General features: G+C 39.4%; 15 protein-coding genes and 1 tRNA gene. 3 read left to right on the forward strand and 13 right to left on the reverse strand.

Translation table 11 applies throughout. From position 1 onward, the window contains the following. Window positions 1-145: 145 nt before the first annotated feature. Together ACMCNP_RS02640 and glgP are read left to right on the forward strand one after the other, a co-directional pair. The gene (locus tag ACMCNP_RS02640; RefSeq protein WP_419313457.1) at window positions 146-1726 is read left to right on the forward strand and encodes a DHA2 family efflux MFS transporter permease subunit; all 1581 of its coding nucleotides are present in this window, start codon (window positions 146-148) and stop codon (window positions 1724-1726) included. A gap of 74 nt (window positions 1727-1800) precedes the next feature. Then, window positions 1801-3495: an alpha-glucan family phosphorylase gene (glgP, locus tag ACMCNP_RS02645; protein ID WP_419313460.1), complete on the forward strand. Its 1695-nt coding sequence runs from the start codon at window positions 1801-1803 to the stop codon at window positions 3493-3495. A 3-nt stretch (window positions 3496-3498) separates the two neighbouring features. Here glgP and ACMCNP_RS02650 read toward each other — a convergent pair whose 3' ends face one another. From ACMCNP_RS02650 to rfbA, 6 genes are all read right to left on the reverse strand, one after another. After that, a complete protein-coding gene (locus tag ACMCNP_RS02650) occupies window positions 3499-4545 on the reverse strand; it encodes an alcohol dehydrogenase catalytic domain-containing protein (RefSeq protein WP_419313463.1) in 1047 nt (348 codons plus the stop codon). 28 nt (window positions 4546-4573) lie between these two features. Further along, the gene (locus ACMCNP_RS02655; protein ID WP_419313467.1) at window positions 4574-5581 is read right to left on the reverse strand and encodes an NAD-dependent epimerase/dehydratase family protein; all 1008 of its coding nucleotides are present in this window, start codon (window positions 5579-5581) and stop codon (window positions 4574-4576) included. Between the two features lies 1 nt (window position 5582). Further along, complete coding sequence (locus ACMCNP_RS02660) at window positions 5583-7421, reverse strand: chloride channel protein (protein WP_419313470.1); 1839 nt, start codon at window positions 7419-7421, stop codon at window positions 5583-5585. 92 nt (window positions 7422-7513) lie between these two features. After that, window positions 7514-7588 (reverse strand) — tRNA-Glu (locus ACMCNP_RS02665). Window positions 7589-7648: 60 nt separating this feature from the next. Then, window positions 7649-7891 carry a hypothetical protein gene (locus tag ACMCNP_RS02670; protein ID WP_419313472.1) on the reverse strand — a complete coding sequence of 81 codons (243 nt, stop codon included), beginning with the start codon at window positions 7889-7891 and terminating at the stop codon, window positions 7649-7651. A gap of 20 nt (window positions 7892-7911) precedes the next feature. After that, a complete protein-coding gene (gene rfbA / locus ACMCNP_RS02675; protein WP_419313474.1) occupies window positions 7912-8799 on the reverse strand; it encodes a glucose-1-phosphate thymidylyltransferase RfbA in 888 nt (295 codons plus the stop codon). Between the two features lie 71 nt (window positions 8800-8870). Between rfbA and rlmD the strand changes: the two genes are divergently transcribed. Beyond that, a complete protein-coding gene (gene rlmD / locus ACMCNP_RS02680; protein ID WP_419313477.1) occupies window positions 8871-10157 on the forward strand; it encodes a 23S rRNA (uracil(1939)-C(5))-methyltransferase RlmD in 1287 nt (428 codons plus the stop codon). A gap of 12 nt (window positions 10158-10169) precedes the next feature. On the opposite strand, the gene rpmB is transcribed toward rlmD, so the two are convergent. The 7 genes from rpmB to ACMCNP_RS02715 form a co-directional block, all read right to left on the reverse strand. Next, window positions 10170-10364 (reverse strand): 50S ribosomal protein L28, encoded by a 195-nt coding sequence (gene rpmB / locus ACMCNP_RS02685; protein WP_419313480.1) that lies wholly within the window; start codon window positions 10362-10364, stop codon window positions 10170-10172. Window positions 10365-10472: 108 nt separating this feature from the next. Beyond that, window positions 10473-12758 carry a RelA/SpoT family protein gene (locus ACMCNP_RS02690; RefSeq protein ID WP_419313483.1) on the reverse strand — a complete coding sequence of 762 codons (2286 nt, stop codon included), beginning with the start codon at window positions 12756-12758 and terminating at the stop codon, window positions 10473-10475. 2 nt (window positions 12759-12760) lie between these two features. After that, the gene (rpoZ, locus tag ACMCNP_RS02695; RefSeq protein WP_419313486.1) at window positions 12761-12955 is read right to left on the reverse strand and encodes a DNA-directed RNA polymerase subunit omega; all 195 of its coding nucleotides are present in this window, start codon (window positions 12953-12955) and stop codon (window positions 12761-12763) included. A gap of 26 nt (window positions 12956-12981) precedes the next feature. After that, a complete protein-coding gene (gene gmk, locus ACMCNP_RS02700; RefSeq protein ID WP_419313489.1) occupies window positions 12982-13608 on the reverse strand; it encodes a guanylate kinase in 627 nt (208 codons plus the stop codon). A 27-nt stretch (window positions 13609-13635) separates the two neighbouring features. Next, entirely contained in the window at window positions 13636-13896 is a 261-nt protein-coding gene (locus ACMCNP_RS02705) for an extracellular matrix/biofilm biosynthesis regulator RemA family protein (RefSeq protein ID WP_419313492.1), read from the reverse strand. A 24-nt stretch (window positions 13897-13920) separates the two neighbouring features. Further along, window positions 13921-14922: a D-glycero-beta-D-manno-heptose-7-phosphate kinase gene (gene rfaE1 / locus ACMCNP_RS02710; RefSeq protein ID WP_419313495.1), complete on the reverse strand. Its 1002-nt coding sequence runs from the start codon at window positions 14920-14922 to the stop codon at window positions 13921-13923. Window positions 14923-14952: 30 nt separating this feature from the next. After that, window positions 14953-16083, reverse strand: coding sequence for a glycosyltransferase family 4 protein (locus tag ACMCNP_RS02715; protein WP_419313498.1), 1131 nt, complete (start codon window positions 16081-16083; stop codon window positions 14953-14955). Between the last annotated feature and the right edge of the window lie 4 nt (window positions 16084-16087).

The following is a 16087-nucleotide window of genomic DNA, read 5'->3' on the forward strand; positions in this document are numbered from 1 at the left end:
CTCCAATTTTTAAAAATTTAACTTATTTTTATCCTACCCGTTCTTTTTTCGGCTAATTTAATATAATTCCAATAAAATGTCAATAAAAACGCCGTGCAATAATTTCATTGAAGAAATCGACCTTTTATGCTAAGTTAGAGGTATAATGGAAGATAGGATCCCCCCGCATTATAAAAAACATACAATGATGGAGACGGCGGCCGAAAGCAAAAATTATAAATGGATAGTTCTTGCCATATCGGTTACGGCTTCCTTTATGGCGATATTAGACATTAATATCGTTATAGTGGCGCTTCCGAAGATGATGTCCTATTTCGGAGTCAACATTACTACGATAGACTGGGTCATCATAGCCTATACCATCACATACTCCATCATCATACTGATTACAAGCTTTGCCAGTAGAAAATACGGACTAAAAATACCTTTTATAATTTCTATCATATTCTTTTCAATAGGCTCCGGCTTTTGCGGATTTGCCCCTTCTTACAATATACTTATCTTTTTCAGAATTATTCAGTCTGTCGGAGGGGCAGGGCTTATTCCTATTTCTATCAGTCTAATTGCAAAATATTTTAAAGCACGCGAAAGGGGAACCGCCATGGGCATCTGGACAATCGGGATAATGGTGGCTCCGGCTTTGGGTCCCGTAATCGGAGGCTATTTTGTAGATTATGTAGATTGGAGAATGATATTCTATTTTAACGTTCCAATCGGCGCAATTCTTCTTCTGGCAACCTTGATTTTTTTGAAAAACGATATACCGTTAAAACGATTTACAAAAAAATTCGACTTTGTCGGTTTTATTCTTATAGCAATTTGTCTGGGAACGTTGCTGTATGTTCTTAACGAGGGGCAAACGCTTGAATGGGATTCGCCGATAATCAGACTAAACGAATTAATCGGCGGGGCTTCTTTTTTACTCTTTATTGTAGTGGAGATATTTACTAAAAAACACCTGATGGATTACTCGCTGTTTAAAAACAGAAATTTCTTGGCGGGAAATATAGTAAATTCGATAAGAGCCGGGGCAATTTTCAGCACTTTATTTTTGCTGCCTATATTCATCGAAAACATATTGAACTATAACGCCATGAATGCCGGATATTTAATGGTACCCTTTGCTATAGCCGTAGCCGTTATGTCCCCGATAGCGGGAAAAATTTCCGACAAATACGGAACTAAATACCTGCTTGTAGCGGGAATGTTCATATTCGCAATATCAAATTTCTCGCTTGGAAGCATATCGCTTCAAACCTCCATACCTTTTATTGTATATAATCAAATTTTAAGGGGAATAGGGGTAGGGCTGGTAAATGCGCCGGTGATGATAGCAGTCATCAACTCGGCCAAATTCGAACAAATACCGGATGCATCCGCTTTATATAATGTTTTGTTTCAGATAGGGGCATCCTTTGGAATAGCATGGTCGGGGGAAGAACTTGCAATTCGCCAAGTTTACCATTTAAATCAGTATTCAAAAAATATAAATTATAATTTTTTCGAATTTAAAAAAGTTATAAACCTTTTACACGGCGATATAATAAAAAACGGCAGCTCCTTTGCCAAAGCGGTTTTGCATCCGTCAAACGCAATAAGGATATTCGATGCCATGATCAACAGGTTGTCTTTAATAGGGGCTTACGGGGACGTATTTGTTATTCTCGGTTATTTATGTATATTCGGCGGAATAGCCGCACTGCTCGTAAAAAATACTACAAAATGATGCCTTGATTTAAGTTGAGTATTATATTATTATTGAAATGAAAAAACCCAATTTCAATCAAGGAAAAAAGCATTATGATAGCCTATTTCGTTATGGAGTGCGCCGTAGACAGCCGTATTCCCACATATAGCGGCGGGCTCGGAATACTTGCGGGGGATACACTGCAAAGCTTTGCCGACCTCAACGTACCTGCCGTCTGTATAACTTTATTATGGAAAAACGGCTTCGTTTCACAAAAGGTTTCAAATGACGGGGTGCAGTTAGATTCTGTTCAGGAATGGAATATCGAAAAATACATGCAGCCTATCGGCGTCAAAGTGAAAATCCCCATAGGGGAAAAAGACGTTACGATTACCGCATTCAAATATATGGTTGAGTCCACAAACGGCGACAACGAAATCGACGTATATTTTCTTACCCCCGATATCTCTGAAAACGACTCCGAAACTAGGCGTATGTGCGACAGGCTGTATATCGAAGGGGGCTTGACCCGCCTTAAACAAGAAATAATATTGGGCATAGGCGGATATGAAATACTAAAAGCCTTAAACTATAAACCGTTTCTCTATCATATAAACGAAAGCCATTCGGCTTTGCTTATTGCGGGTCTTATGAAAGACACAGGCGATTTAGACAAAGTCAAATCGCGCGTGGTCTTTACCACCCATACCCCTATTCCCGCTGCTTTCGATAAGTTTGAAATGAAAGACGTAAAAAATATGCTCGGCAGATATTGCGGCAATGACATATTTAAAAAAATTTACCGTGAAGAATTGAGGGATAAAGACGAATTTAATCTATCATGGCTTGCCGTTAAGAATGTTAAAAACATCGTGGCTGTTTCGCGAAAACATAAATTTGTCTCGGAAAAAATATTCGAGGGATATAACATTAAATATGTTACCAACGGCATTCATCACGTAAAGTGGGCTTCGTCACATCATAAAATGTTATACGCAAAATATATTAAGGGCTGGGAAGAAGACCCTAACCTGCTGAGACAAGCCGCATGCATTCCGGACACGGATTTTATACAAGCGCATATTCTTTGTAAAGAGACCCTTATTGAAATGGTAAATTCCGAGACGGACTCATCTTTCATCCCGACAGATTTTACCATTGCCTTAGCAAAGAGGATTACCCAGTATAAGAGAAATAACCTTATACTCTCAAATCCGGATAAGCTTATAGAGATAGCGGAAAGAAAAGGTAATATACAGATAGTATTCGCAGGGAAGGCCCATCCTGCCGACGATACGGGTATGGCCTTGATAAAATCTATCCATGATGCATCTCGGTACATTGCCTCTAAAACTAAAAACGTTAAAATAGCTTTTCTTGAAGATTACAATATTCATAAGGCCGGCATAATATTATCGGGCGTCGATTTATGGCTGAATAATCCGGTAAGACCCCTTGAAGCCTCCGGTACCAGCGGTATGAAAACGTCTCTTAACGGCGTTCCTAATTTTAGCGTTCTTGACGGATGGTGGCTTGAAGCCTGTATGGAGGGAATTAACGGGTGGGCGATAGGTCCCAGATCGGCATGGACTGACCTTAGCTATTCCGACGACGTACAAGATTTAAACGATATTTACGGAAAATTGGAATATAATATATTAGATTTATATTATAAAAACTTTACCGACTACATCAAGATAATGAAAATGGCGGTTTCGACTATAGCGCCTCATTTTAACACCCACAGAATGGTATCTGAATACGTAACCAACTTGTATCTTACCGGAATAATAACGTGCTATTTGTAATATTTAAGCATCTAAACGATCCGGCTTTATTATAATCTTTAGCGAATCCTGTGCCTTGGCCGTAAGCTCAAATCCCCTCGCTATATCTCTCATCGGGAGTCTTTCCGATATCATATCCTTGACGTTAATCCTATTCGTTCTTATAAACTCTAAAGCAAGACGATGGTCAAGAATGGAACCGGCATAAGAACTTACAAGGGTAATCTCCGTTCTCCAAAATATTTCATTGATAGAAAGCGGAAGCATGGCCCCTTCGTCCGCCGCGCCGAAAAACAGAACGATTCCGCCCCTTCTTGCGGATTTAAGTCCCTGCAATATAGCACTGCCGGCGCCGGTGGCCAAAATAACAACATCGGCTAAAAAACCATCACTTATTTCCTTAACCGTTTCGGACAGATTTAAATCCTTGTTTCCGGCATTAAACACATAGTCTGCGCCAAACTTCTTTGCATAATCGAGCCTCTTTTCATTTATATCCGTTGCTATAATCCGAGTTACGCCGGTAGCTTTCAATAGGGAAATATGCAGGAGTCCGGCGAGTCCGCTTCCGATTACGACTACCGTATCTCCCGGTTTTACTCCGGCCAACCTTTGCCCCCTGACTACACAGGCAAGCGGTTCGACGAAGGTTCCTTCTTCAAAACCGACGGAATCCGGCAAAAGATATATTCCGTTTTTTACGTTTATTTTCGAAAGCCTTAAAAATTCAGAAAATCCACCCGGATCAAAGTTGGTAGACCTCAATGTTTCACACATGGTTTGATGCCCGTCTATGCAATATTTGCAGGTATTACACGGAACGTGATGCGCTACGCATACTCTATCTCCAACTTTATGCCCCGTGACGTCTTTTCCGGCATCGGCTATCACTCCGGTAACTTCGTGCCCTAAAACAAGCGGAACCTTATCTCTCCTGTACCATTCTATAACGTCGCTGCCGCAAATCCCGCTCGCCTCTACCTTAATCAAAATTTCACCCGCGCCTATCTTCGGAATGTCTTTTTCGATTATTCTTATATCTTTATTGCCATAATACAGCGCCGAATACATAATAAACCACACCTTGACATTAAAAAATCTATTCTTTAAATAAACCTTTATAGTAATCTAACGACAGCCTTAACCCTTCATTCAATGAAAACCTCGGATTAAATCCCAGCTCCGACTTAGCCTTGGTTATATCAGATTCGGAAAACCTTATATCCCCATCTCTAAAGGGTCCGTAGGTATATTTAATATCGCTGCCGAAGAAATCTTTCAATACCCCAATGAGTTCATTCAAGCTGACGGATTTACCGCTTCCTGCATTATATACCGCCGCTTTCTTTTCTCCGGTATACATTACGGCAAGAAAGTTTAATGCTGCTATATCGTCTATATAGCAAAAATCCCTTGTAGTCGTACCGTCTCCGTTTACCGCGAAACTTTCGTTTTGCAGAATTTTTTTAACCCACGTCGGAATAACGGCGGCATAAGCCGAATAGGGATCCTGAAACCCGCCGTATATATTGAAATACCTTAAGCCTATAGACTCGAAACCGAAAGTATTGAAAAAAGCCTTTGCGTAAATCTCGTTGGTAAACTTTGCCGCCCCGTAAATTGAAAGAGGATCACCCATGTTTTCCTCTACCGACGGTATATTTAAATTACTACCGTAAACGGCGGAACTTGAAGCGTAAATGAACCTCTTGACACCCGAAAGCCTCGAAGCGTTCAGCATATGAAAAAAGGCCGTATCGTTATTGGAATGAAAAAGCTCAGGCTCTTTAAGAGACCAGGGGACGGAGGCGATTGCCGCCTCATGAAAAACGTAATCTATGCCTTCGGTTACGTTTTTACACGTCTCTAAATCGTTTAAATCGCCTTTAATAAATTTAAAATCGGCGGCCTTATTATTTTCCCTTGCAAAAGCTTCGATATACTCTATATTGGAAACCCTACCGGTAATAAAGTTATCGATGCCGGTTACGCTCTGCCCCAGTTCTAAAAGCCCCAGCGTTAGATTTGTTCCTACGAAACCGGCGACTCCCGTAACCAAAAACCTTATTTTTTTACCTTTAAACCGGTCTTTTATTGTTTTATCCATCTCAGTCTGCTTGTGCGTTAGCCAATTCCTCGTCTTCTTCCATTGCGAACACTACGTCTCGTTTTCTTAAAATCCCCTCATAATTTCCTTCCGAGTTAATAACTACGAGTTCATCGGTATCTTTTCTAAAAAAACTATGAACCGCAATATCCAATGTTTCGCTTATTCTTATCCTCGGTATACTGGACGAATCCATAATATCCTTTGCCACCCTTGAATCGTCGGGTGAGGTCATCATAATATTTTTTATTTTGTCGTATTTAACGACACCTACTATCTTACCGGTTTTATCTATAACCGGATGCATAAAGAAATTGGAATTAAAAAAGATACTAATCATTTCGTATAAAGGCATATCGGGATTTATCGGCTTGGCAATGCTATTTTTTTCTAAGATATCCTTAACGGAGTATCTTTGAAGGGGTTTAATCAAATAATCCTTAAAATGCGCCGGGGATTCCATTCTATTCTTTTTCTGCTTAGAGTAAATACTCTTTTTACCGCTTGCAAAAAAGGTTATTGCAGAAACAAGCATTAAGGGCGGCAAAAGCACATAGCTTCCGGTCAATTCGGAAACCATGATAAAAGACGTTATCGGAACCTTTGCGGCGCCCGCGAAGAAACCGCCCATGCCTATTAAGACAAAGGTTGCAACGTCGGTAGTAGTTACTAATTGCGGCAACAGAATATGAAAAATTATTCCAAAGGCACCCCCAAAGGCACCCCCGATAACGAGAGACGGCGAATAAACGCCCGCCGAACCCCCGGAACCTATAGTGAAGGAAGTCGCGACTATTTTAAGAAATCCTAAAAGAACTAAGGTTACTAATGCTAATTTTCCCAATACCGCGAGCTGAAGCCAGCCATAACCTACGCCCATTACTTCCGGAAAAAAATATGCTATAACTCCGACTACCGCCCCTCCTATCATCGGTTTAAAATGGGGCTTGATTTTCATTTTATCGAAAAGCTTTTTAACCGAGTAAAAAACTCTTACATAAAAATTTCCTGCAAATGCTAAAAATATTCCAAAAATGGCATAAAAAACGAGAAGTATCGGTTTAGTATGGGTAAACGGCACGTGTACCATTAGTTCCGGCCTAAAACCGGCATAAAAATATGCATATATGGAGTATCCTACAATTGCCGCTATTATTGAAAGCAGCAGCGCGCCCCCTTCAAAATCCACATCGGCATATAAAACCTCCACACCAAACATCGCCCCTGCAAGAGGAGCCTTAAAAATGGCACCTATTCCGGCACCTATTCCGGCCACGAGCAATGCCCTTCTATCAGGAATCGGCAAACCCAAATATTTGGCAAGAACAGACCCGAAACCCGCTCCTATCTGCGCTACAGGACCTTCTCTACCGCCGGAACCTCCCGAACCAAGAGTAATTGCCGAAGCGATAGTCTTAATTATAGGGACTCTTCCCCTTATAATACCGTCTTTATTATGGAAGGAATCAATAGCCGCATCAGTTCCGTGACCTTCGGCCTCCGGCGCAAATATAAAAACAAGCAGACCGGACAAAAGTCCGCCTATCATTATGACTAAAGGAAGCATCCAGAGTATCGGTTCCGTTCCCGGAGGGGCGGCGGTTTTTCCCATCAATCCAGCTACGGGAGAGTAATAATGAGCAAGATCTTCTCTAAAAATAAATTTAAAAAGTGCTATAAGCGAGGTAAATATTATTGCGCCTACTCCGGCGACAATTCCGACTAATACTCCAAAAAAAAGCCATCTGGAAAAATAAAAAATAGACCTATCATGACACATTACTATTTTTCTTTTGATGTTTGTCCTAAATCTTACAAATTTATCTTTCAAATTAGGCAACCTATTGACACCCTCCTTTATTTAAATTTTTATATTAGTGCAGATTATTAATGACTATTCCCTTGTCAGTCGAATACAACAAGGGATAAGAATGGCAGCCCCAACGGGATTCGAACCCATGCTACTGCCGTGAGAGGGCAACGTCCTAACCGCTAGACTATGGGGCCGTTTATTGATTATACAACATTTTAAAAATAAAATAAACCCTATTATTTAATTTATTTGCGTTAACCGAGCGTTTCGTTAAAACCGGAGTGATATTGCTGATTTTTTATCTTATTTTTAAAATGTACATACTGCCTTGCGCCGCCTGAACTCAAGCCCTTGACGCCGACGTTATTATCGCATGTTATAAAGCAACCGTTGTTTATAACATGTTCTTTTTCTAAAGAACTGTTTAAGCTTGAGCAACCCGAAAGCAAAATCCCGCCCAATCCCGTCAAAAATATAACTATAAGAATCTTCTTCATTTACGTCTTACCCTCTTAATTTAATTATTTAGGTAATCGCTCATTATTTTTATAATATACCTGCCGTAACTGCTTTTAACATATTTTTTAGACAATTCTTTCAAACCGTCAAGTGTAATATAATCCATTTTATATGCGATTTCTTCTATACAGCCTATTTTGAGCCCTTGCCTCTTTTCCAGCATTTCTACGAATTTAGAGGCATCCATTAAACTTTCCGGCGTTCCGGTATCAAGCCATGCATACCCCCTGCCGAGAGTCACCACTTTTAGGTTTCCGTCTCTTAGGTACGTATTGTTTATATCGGTTATTTCAAGTTCCCCTCTTTTCGACGGTTTTAAAGTTTTAGCTATATCTACCGCTCTTTTATCGTAAAAATAAACACCCGTAACGGCATAATTAGATTTAGGGCTTTCGGGTTTTTCTTCTATCGACAAAATTTCTCCGGCACCGTCTATTTCTATAACCCCGTATCTTTGAGGGTCTTCGACGTAATATGCAAATATGACGCCTCCGCTTTTTTGTTTTACGATGTTTTTAGCATAATTAAACTTTTCAGAAATACCGTGTCCGTAAAAGATATTATCGCCTAAAATCAGGCAAACATCGTCTTTTCCTATAAAGTTTTCTCCAATTATAAATGCCTCCGCTAACCCGCCCGGCGATAATTGCTCCTTATAATTTATATTAATTCCGATATCGCTTCCATCCCCCAACATTGCCTCAAATTTATCCATGTCTGACGGTACAGCGATTATTAAAACATCCCTTATGCCGGCAAGCATAAGAGTCGATAGGGGGTAATAAATCATGGGCTTATCGTAAACGGGCAAAAGCTGCTTGCAAACGCTCAAAGTTATAGGATAAAGCCTTGTCCCGCTGCCACCCGCAAGAATTATACCTTTCATATTTTATATACGGTTTATTATTATTTTTACTACACGAGTTTTTATATTATAATATAATGACATAAAAAACAATGAAAATAATAAATATAGATTCGTTAGCATATGGGGGATATGGGGTCGGAAGAATTGATTCCAAGGTTATATTCGTAAGCCATGCGTGTCCAGGAGATACCCTTAAGATAGATGTTTACGATGAACGCAAGAGATATGCATTCGGCAGAATTATAGAAATCATAACCCCGACGCCTAAGAGGATTGCCCCGGTATGTAAATACTTCGGCATTTGCGGGGGATGTAACTACCTTAACATATCCTACGAAGAGGAGCTTTTATGGAAAGAGGAGATTTTTCGAACCGAATTTAAAAAAATCTTTAAAAATATAATTAATATTAAAGATATTAAATTGATACATGATTTTGAAGGCAGTAATTGTCTTAAATACAGGCAAAAAATAGGATTAAAAATCTTTCCTCCCTTTATCGGATTTTATCAAAGATCATCCCATCATATCGTAGATACGGAATATTGCTATCTTGCAAAAGAAAGCCTCAATGAGATGTTGAAAAATATGAGGGGGCTGCTCTTAAGCGATAATTATAAAAACACCCTGCTAAATAAGGCGACGAAGATAACACTGACGGATGCCGGGGTAAAAAACATAACCTTGGATTTAAATAATGACATGAAAAACTACGATGAGGTCTCAAGGGATATAATGGATAAAACCGGTGCGGATAATATTTTCTTTGAATCTCCCGACAAAATAATCGCGAGACATAAAGAATCATCACGCAATTATTTTATTTTGAAAGATAAAAAATTTGCATATGCCCTCCCCTCCTTCATTCAGGTAAACGAAGAACAGAACAGAAACATAATAAGCATAATCACCGGATATATTGAAAGCAGGGGGATTAACTTTAAGAACATCTTAGATTTATATTGCGGATATGGAAATATTACCCTTTTTTTGGCAGCTTACGCAAAAACGGTTACGGGGGTCGAAGCAAATAGCTTTTCGATCAAACTCGGAGAAAAAAATCTTAAATTAAACGATATTAAAAATATCAATTTTATAATGTCGGACGTCATTAATTTTGTAGAAAAGGCCAATAAGAAAATGACCGGTTTTGACCTTATCGTTCTCGATCCGCCAAAAGCCGGAATCAAAGGTTTAGTACCTAAAATAGCGAAATTGAATCCGAATTTCGTAATATACGTTTCGTGTGATACCGTTACACTTTTAAGAGATTTAAGGGCATTTGTGAAAACGGGGTATACTCTGGAGCAAATAAATTTGATAGATATGTTTCCGAGAACATATCATATGGAACATATAGCATTTTTAAGCAAATAAATTCCCGCCGAATCAAACCGCTTTTATAACTTTACCCGCCTTAATACACTTTGCGCAGACCTTAACCTTCTTATTTCCACCTTTGGAAATAACAGCTTTAACGATATGCAAATTAGGAAGCGACACCTTTTTAGTCTTGTTATTGGCATGCGATACCTTGTTACCGTATTGGATACCCTTTCCGCAAATGCTGCAAACTCTCGACATGTTAATATTCCCCTCTTGTTCAAAAATAAGTATAAAATGCTATTACTTTAAACGACCCGTTAATTGTATTATTTAATTAGTAAATTGTCAACACCCCTACGACTTTCCTTATCCCGTCACTCTGTTGACCTTTATCACGCCCTTAATCGATTTTATTCCGTTTAGGATTAATTCTACCTGCTTGTCGTTTTTAACCTCTATATCGAACAAGTGAATAGCCCTTTCGTCTTTAACAGTCCTGACCTGTACTTTGGAAATATTAGCTCCTTTTTCTGAAATCAAAGAGGTTATGCCGGCCAAAATCCCTTTCTTATCGCTGGTAATAATCTTTATCTTCGTTTCAAAAAACTCCTGATTAGACGACGGTTGTTCTAAAGCCTTTTTCCAATCAACTTGTATGAATCTACTCTCATCCATGCCAATTATATTTTTACAATCCGTTTTATGAATTATGACCCCACGTCCCTTTGAAATAAATCCGAGTATATTGTCCCCCGGGATAGGATGACAGCAACCCGCTAATTTGTAAAGTAAATCCCCGTCGAAAGAGGACACGATAGCCCCATTTCCGCTGAAAATTCCGGCAGTGCCTCTCCCTGTGCCGGGTTTTATCCTTCTGATTATTTTATTTATTACGCTGCCGGTAGTCTTGGTAATCAGCGATAATTTATTTCTCTTTTTATAACCGGGTATAACCATCGAGAATATATAGGAAGGGGCATATTTTCCATAGCCTATTCCGGCAAACAAATCGTCGTCGGTTTTAAGCGAAAGTTTTTGCAATGATTGATTTACCAGCTCTTTAAAACTAATTGTCTTATTGTTAACCTTCTTAAATTCTCTTTCTAAATTTTCTCTTCCGGAGACGATACTCTCGTCTCTTTCCGTCTGCCTTATGTAACTTCTTATTTTTGATATCGCCTTTGAAGATTTGACGTATCCCAACCAGTCTCTTGAAGGATAATGGCCTTCCTTTGTAATAATTTCTACTATATCTCCATTAGAAAGTTTATGCTTCAACGGAACGATAACACCATTAACAATCGCACTAGTAGCTTTATCGCCGATCTCGGTATGAATGGAATACGCAAAGTCAACCGGCGTAGAATCCTTAGGGAGGGCGATAACCTTCCCGTTTGGCGTAAAGACATAAACTTCATCCTGAAAAAGGTCTATCTTTACGCTGTCTAAAAACTCATGAGGGTCTTTAAGCTCTCTCTGGTATTCTACAAGCTGTCTTAACCAGTTGAACCGGTCTAAATCTTGTTTTTCTACGGGCATATCTTCTTTGTACTTCCAGTGAGCGGCTATACCGAATTCATCGATAAAGTGCATCTGCTTGGTCCTTATCTGAATCTCTACCCTCATTCCCTCCGGTCCGATTACCGTGGTATGCAAAGAACGATATAAATTTGCCTTGGGCATTGCGATATAGTCTTTAATTCTGCCCGAAATAGGTTTCCATATAGAATGGACTATACCTAATGCTTCATAGCACTCCGTTTCGGTATTGACTATGATTCTTAATGCTAATAAGTCGTAAATATCCTCAAAACTGACGTGCTGTCCTATCATTTTTTTGTAAATACTGTAAAAATGCTTGGGTCTCCCGTAAATCTCGGCTTTAAGTTTGTGTTTTTTTAAATTTGCCATAAGAATATCGGATACCTTTTCGATATACTTCTCTCTCTCTATCCTTTTTTTATTTACCTTAAATGTTAAATCCTTATAACTTTCGGAATTTAAATATTTAAAAGACAAGTCTTCCAATTCGCTTTTGATAAAGAAAATTCCGAGCCTGTTGGCAAGCGGGGCATAAATATCCAATGTTTCCTGCGCTATTTTAATCTGCTTATCCCTCGGCAAAAAATTCAAGGTTCGTAAATTATGAAGTCTATCGGCAAGCTTTATAACGATGACCCTGATATCCTTCGCCATCGCTACTATCATTTTTCTTATATTTTCCGCCTCAAGCTCTTCGGAACTCTTAAAAGACAACTTGCCGAGTTTGGTCAACCCGCCCACTATAAACGCGGTCTCCTCTCCAAACTCTCGCTTTATGTCTTCCAATGTAGTCAAGGTATCCTCGACGGTGTCGTGAAGCAGTGCCGCAACAACCGAGGGACAGTCCATTCTTAAGCCGGCAACGATAGCCGCAACCTCTATCGGATGCGTTAGATAAGGCTCTCCCGAGAACCTTTTTTGTCCATGATGTACCTTTTTAGAAAAATTATAGGCTTTTTTAAACAGCTTGAACCTCTCGCCGTGTATTTCTTCTATAACCACGTCGTCCATGCTATTTATGTTGCTTCTAAAAAGTTCTATGAGGCTATTTAGCGAAAGAAAATCGCCGGAGGGGTTGATAACGGTAACAAACTTTTCATCCGGGTCCATAACTATTTGATTTTTTGTTTTACGCCGACATAGCCTCTCGCTATCTCCCTTAGGGCAATAACTATAGGTTTATTTTTGCTGTCTATTTTAGGCTCTGCACCCTCCATAATCTGCCTCGCTCTTTTTGCCGCTATTATTACGAGTGCAAACCTATTTTCTACGTTTACTAAGCAATCCTCAATGGTAACTCTTGCCATTTAACAGTTTCTCCTCTAATTTGATTTTAATCTAACTTAAATTTATTCCTGCATCTCTCGGCAATAACTATAGATTTTAATTTTAAATATGCCTCGTCTAAGTCATCGTTTGTAATAATATAATCGTAAATGCCGCTCTTTTTAACCTCCACGCCGGCAATATTTATCCTGCGGCTCAATTCTTCTTCGCTCATGCCCCCCCTTTTTAGCAGCCTTGTCTGCAGGTCGCTATATGACGGAGGGGTTATAAATACGGTAACTAATCTATTTGCATTTTTAATACCCCTGTAAATCTTAATCAGCCTCTCGACTCCCTGAACATCTATCTCCAACAATATATCGAATAAGGAGTTATTATCTGCAACAACCGACTTATACGCCGTACCGTATCTTTTTCCGAATATATTTGCCCATTCTATAAACTCGCCTTCCTTTATCATTTTATCAAATTCCGCGTCATTAATAAAATAATAACTTACTCCGTCTTTTTCCCCCTTCCTTTTAGTTCTCGTAGTATAAGAAACACTCGGCTTTATATTGCCGAATTCTACGGAAAGCATGCTGCAAAGAGTGGTTTTACCCGTACCGGACGGAGCAGACACCGCAAAAACCAAACCCTTGGGCTTGCCGTTAAGATGTAAAATCTCATCCATAAATAATTTTTCCTCATATTCCGGCAATTAATCTTTATCTTCCATTCTCGTAATAATAGTGGCCGAGTTTAGTGCCGAAAGCACGATATGTCCTGAATCCGTGATTATAACGGACCTTGTCTTCCTGCCCTCGGTAGCATCTATTAAACGGTTATCATCTCTTGCAGTTTCCCTAAGTCGTTTAATGGGAGACGACCCTGAAGATACGACGGCTACAACCCTGTTTCTCGATACTACGTTTCCAAACCCTATCTTAATAAACATTGGTACTTTCATATTTTTACTCATCCCTTGCTTAACCTCTACCGATGACTATTCCGACGCTAAAAGACCGATAAGTTCATCCGCCCCGACCGCATATGTACCAAGCTGAGACACCGCTATGCTTGCGGCTGCGTTAGCAATATAACAGGCATTAAAAATACCCGCCCCGACACTCTGCGCCACCGTAAGGGTAGAAATAACGGTATCTCCGGCACCGGTTACGTCGTAAACGTCTTTTGCCCGGGCTCTCAAATGAAGAGGACTATCGCTGCCGGAGAAAAGAGACATACCAGCCTCCCCTCTCGTTATAAGCAAATAATCCGGCTTCACTTTTTTGATCATTATTTTGCTTGCCTTTTCGAGAGTCCTATCGTCTTCTATTTTGACTCCGGAACAACCGGAAGCCTCATTTATATTAGGCGTCAATATGGAAACATTCTTATAAAACTTAAAATTTTCGATTTTCGGGTCAAGCGCTATAAATTTATTTTTATCTCTTAAAAGGTTTACTAAGGAAGAGAAAAATTTACTTTCTATAAGCCCTTTGCCGTAATCGGATATTATGACGGCGTCTATATCGTCGATTATTTGCTTAATGCCGGTCAATAGCGTTTTGTAAACCCTGCCGGTAAACTTTCCATTATCTTCCTTGTCAAATCTAACAATTTGCTGATTGTGCGCAATTACTCTCGTTTTTATAATAGTTTGAAAACTATTTAATGTCAATATGAAAGATGAATTTATGTTACCTACATTAACCAATCGTTTTAACTCATCCCCGTTATAATCGTCTCCCACTACCCCCGCTATATAGACTGAGGCACCGAGCTTGGCTACGTTCTTTGCGACATTTGCCGCCCCGCCCGGCATCAGTTTTTCATATTTGACGTTAACGACCGGAACCGGCGCTTCAGGCGATATTCTGCTTACGTTCCCGTAAACAAAATGATCGACTAAAATGTCTCCCACTACAAGTATTCTTGCTTTATTGAACCTTTTTACTATGCTTAATGGATTTCCGCCGCTATAGTTGTTATTGTCGTTAGTCATATCTGCGTTTTAATATATAATTAAATTATTTTAAGGCGACGATGCGGATGTAAAAGATTGAAACAGTTTAAGCGTTTTATCCGCGCAAATGTTTATGTTAAATCTTTCCGCTATTGTTTTTCTGGCCTCTTTACCCATTGCTATGGCATGATCTCCACTATTATACACGGAAATCAACTTTTGATAAATAGCGGCTGCATCACCCCTTTTTACGATAAAACCGCTCTTTCCGTCTTCGACAACCTCCGGCATACCTCCTGCATCGGACGCTATTACCGTCTTTTCCATGGCCATAGCCTCCAACAGGGAAAGCGGCAATCCTTCCTTTAAGGACGGGAAAACCACTACATCAAGTTCGTTCAAAAAGGGAACGAGGCTTGCCCCGACAAAGCCCAAGAAATATACCGAATCGTAAATATCTAAATCCTTAGCCTTTTTTATAAGATTATCTTTTAAAATACCGGTCCCCGCAATAAAAAACTTGGCTTCCGGTATTTCGTTTAAAACGGATCTTGCGGCGTCTAAAAATATCCCCACCCCTTTTTCACGGGAAAGTCTTGCAATAATGCCCACGTTAAACCTGTTTTTACGATTATCGCCGGCTATAGCCGTGCCTAAATCGTCATTAATTACGCTTTCTTTTTTTAAAAGACCTTCTGTGTCCGGACTAAATTTTTCGATATCGATACCGTTATGTATAACTACAAGGCTTTTACTGCTCATCCCCTGTGATAAAAGATTTTCTCTCACGGCATCGGATACACATATTACCAGACCGGCATACCTATATTGAGATTTTTTATTAAGCCCGTGAGCGGTTGAAATAGATTTAGTTCCGGAAACTTTTGCGGCTAATGCTCCGGCAATATTTGCCTTAGACAAATGAGTATGTATTATATCAAATTTATTTTGTTTAATAAAACATGCAATCTTCAATATTGCAATAGGATTATATTTAAAATTGATGTTTAAAATCTTAAACGGTATGTCGCTTTTACTCAAAAACTCAAATATTGATAAAACGGATTTTTTATTAATTCCGGCATTAGAGGACAGAATAAAAACTTCATGCCCGTTTTCAACAAACTTTTTAGATAAATTCAGCACGTAATTTTCCGCCCCGCCTATATTTGACGGAGTAACAATCTCAAGAATTTTCATTTTC

Origin of the sequence: Candidatus Acidulodesulfobacterium sp. H_13 (genome assembly GCF_048541835.1) — a bacterium.
Lineage (GTDB): Bacteria > SZUA-79 > SZUA-79 > Acidulodesulfobacterales > Acidulodesulfobacteraceae > QIJE01.

Excerpts from the sequence above, each read along its gene's own strand:
- rpoZ (WP_419313486.1), bottom strand. The coding sequence starts at position 12,955 with ATGGCAAGAGTTACCATTGAGGATTGCTTAGTAAACGTAGAAAATAGG.
- ACMCNP_RS02650 (WP_419313463.1), bottom strand. The coding sequence starts at position 4,545 with ATGTATTCGGCGCTGTATTATGGCAATAAAGATATAAGAATAATCGAA.
- ACMCNP_RS02670 (WP_419313472.1), bottom strand. The coding sequence starts at position 7,891 with ATGAAGAAGATTCTTATAGTTATATTTTTGACGGGATTGGGCGGGATT.
- ACMCNP_RS02690 (WP_419313483.1), bottom strand. The coding sequence starts at position 12,758 with ATGGACCCGGATGAAAAGTTTGTTACCGTTATCAACCCCTCCGGCGAT.
- ACMCNP_RS02640 (WP_419313457.1), top strand. The coding sequence starts at position 146 with ATGGAAGATAGGATCCCCCCGCATTATAAAAAACATACAATGATGGAG.
- ACMCNP_RS02655 (WP_419313467.1), bottom strand. The coding sequence starts at position 5,581 with ATGGATAAAACAATAAAAGACCGGTTTAAAGGTAAAAAAATAAGGTTT.
- rlmD (WP_419313477.1), top strand. The coding sequence starts at position 8,871 with ATGAAAATAATAAATATAGATTCGTTAGCATATGGGGGATATGGGGTC.
- rfaE1 (WP_419313495.1), bottom strand. The coding sequence starts at position 14,922 with ATGACTAACGACAATAACAACTATAGCGGCGGAAATCCATTAAGCATA.
- ACMCNP_RS02705 (WP_419313492.1), bottom strand. The coding sequence starts at position 13,896 with ATGAGTAAAAATATGAAAGTACCAATGTTTATTAAGATAGGGTTTGGA.
- rfbA (WP_419313474.1), bottom strand. The coding sequence starts at position 8,799 with ATGAAAGGTATAATTCTTGCGGGTGGCAGCGGGACAAGGCTTTATCCT.
- rpmB (WP_419313480.1), bottom strand. The coding sequence starts at position 10,364 with ATGTCGAGAGTTTGCAGCATTTGCGGAAAGGGTATCCAATACGGTAAC.
- gmk (WP_419313489.1), bottom strand. The coding sequence starts at position 13,608 with ATGGATGAGATTTTACATCTTAACGGCAAGCCCAAGGGTTTGGTTTTT.
- ACMCNP_RS02715 (WP_419313498.1), bottom strand. The coding sequence starts at position 16,083 with ATGAAAATTCTTGAGATTGTTACTCCGTCAAATATAGGCGGGGCGGAA.
- glgP (WP_419313460.1), top strand. The coding sequence starts at position 1,801 with ATGATAGCCTATTTCGTTATGGAGTGCGCCGTAGACAGCCGTATTCCC.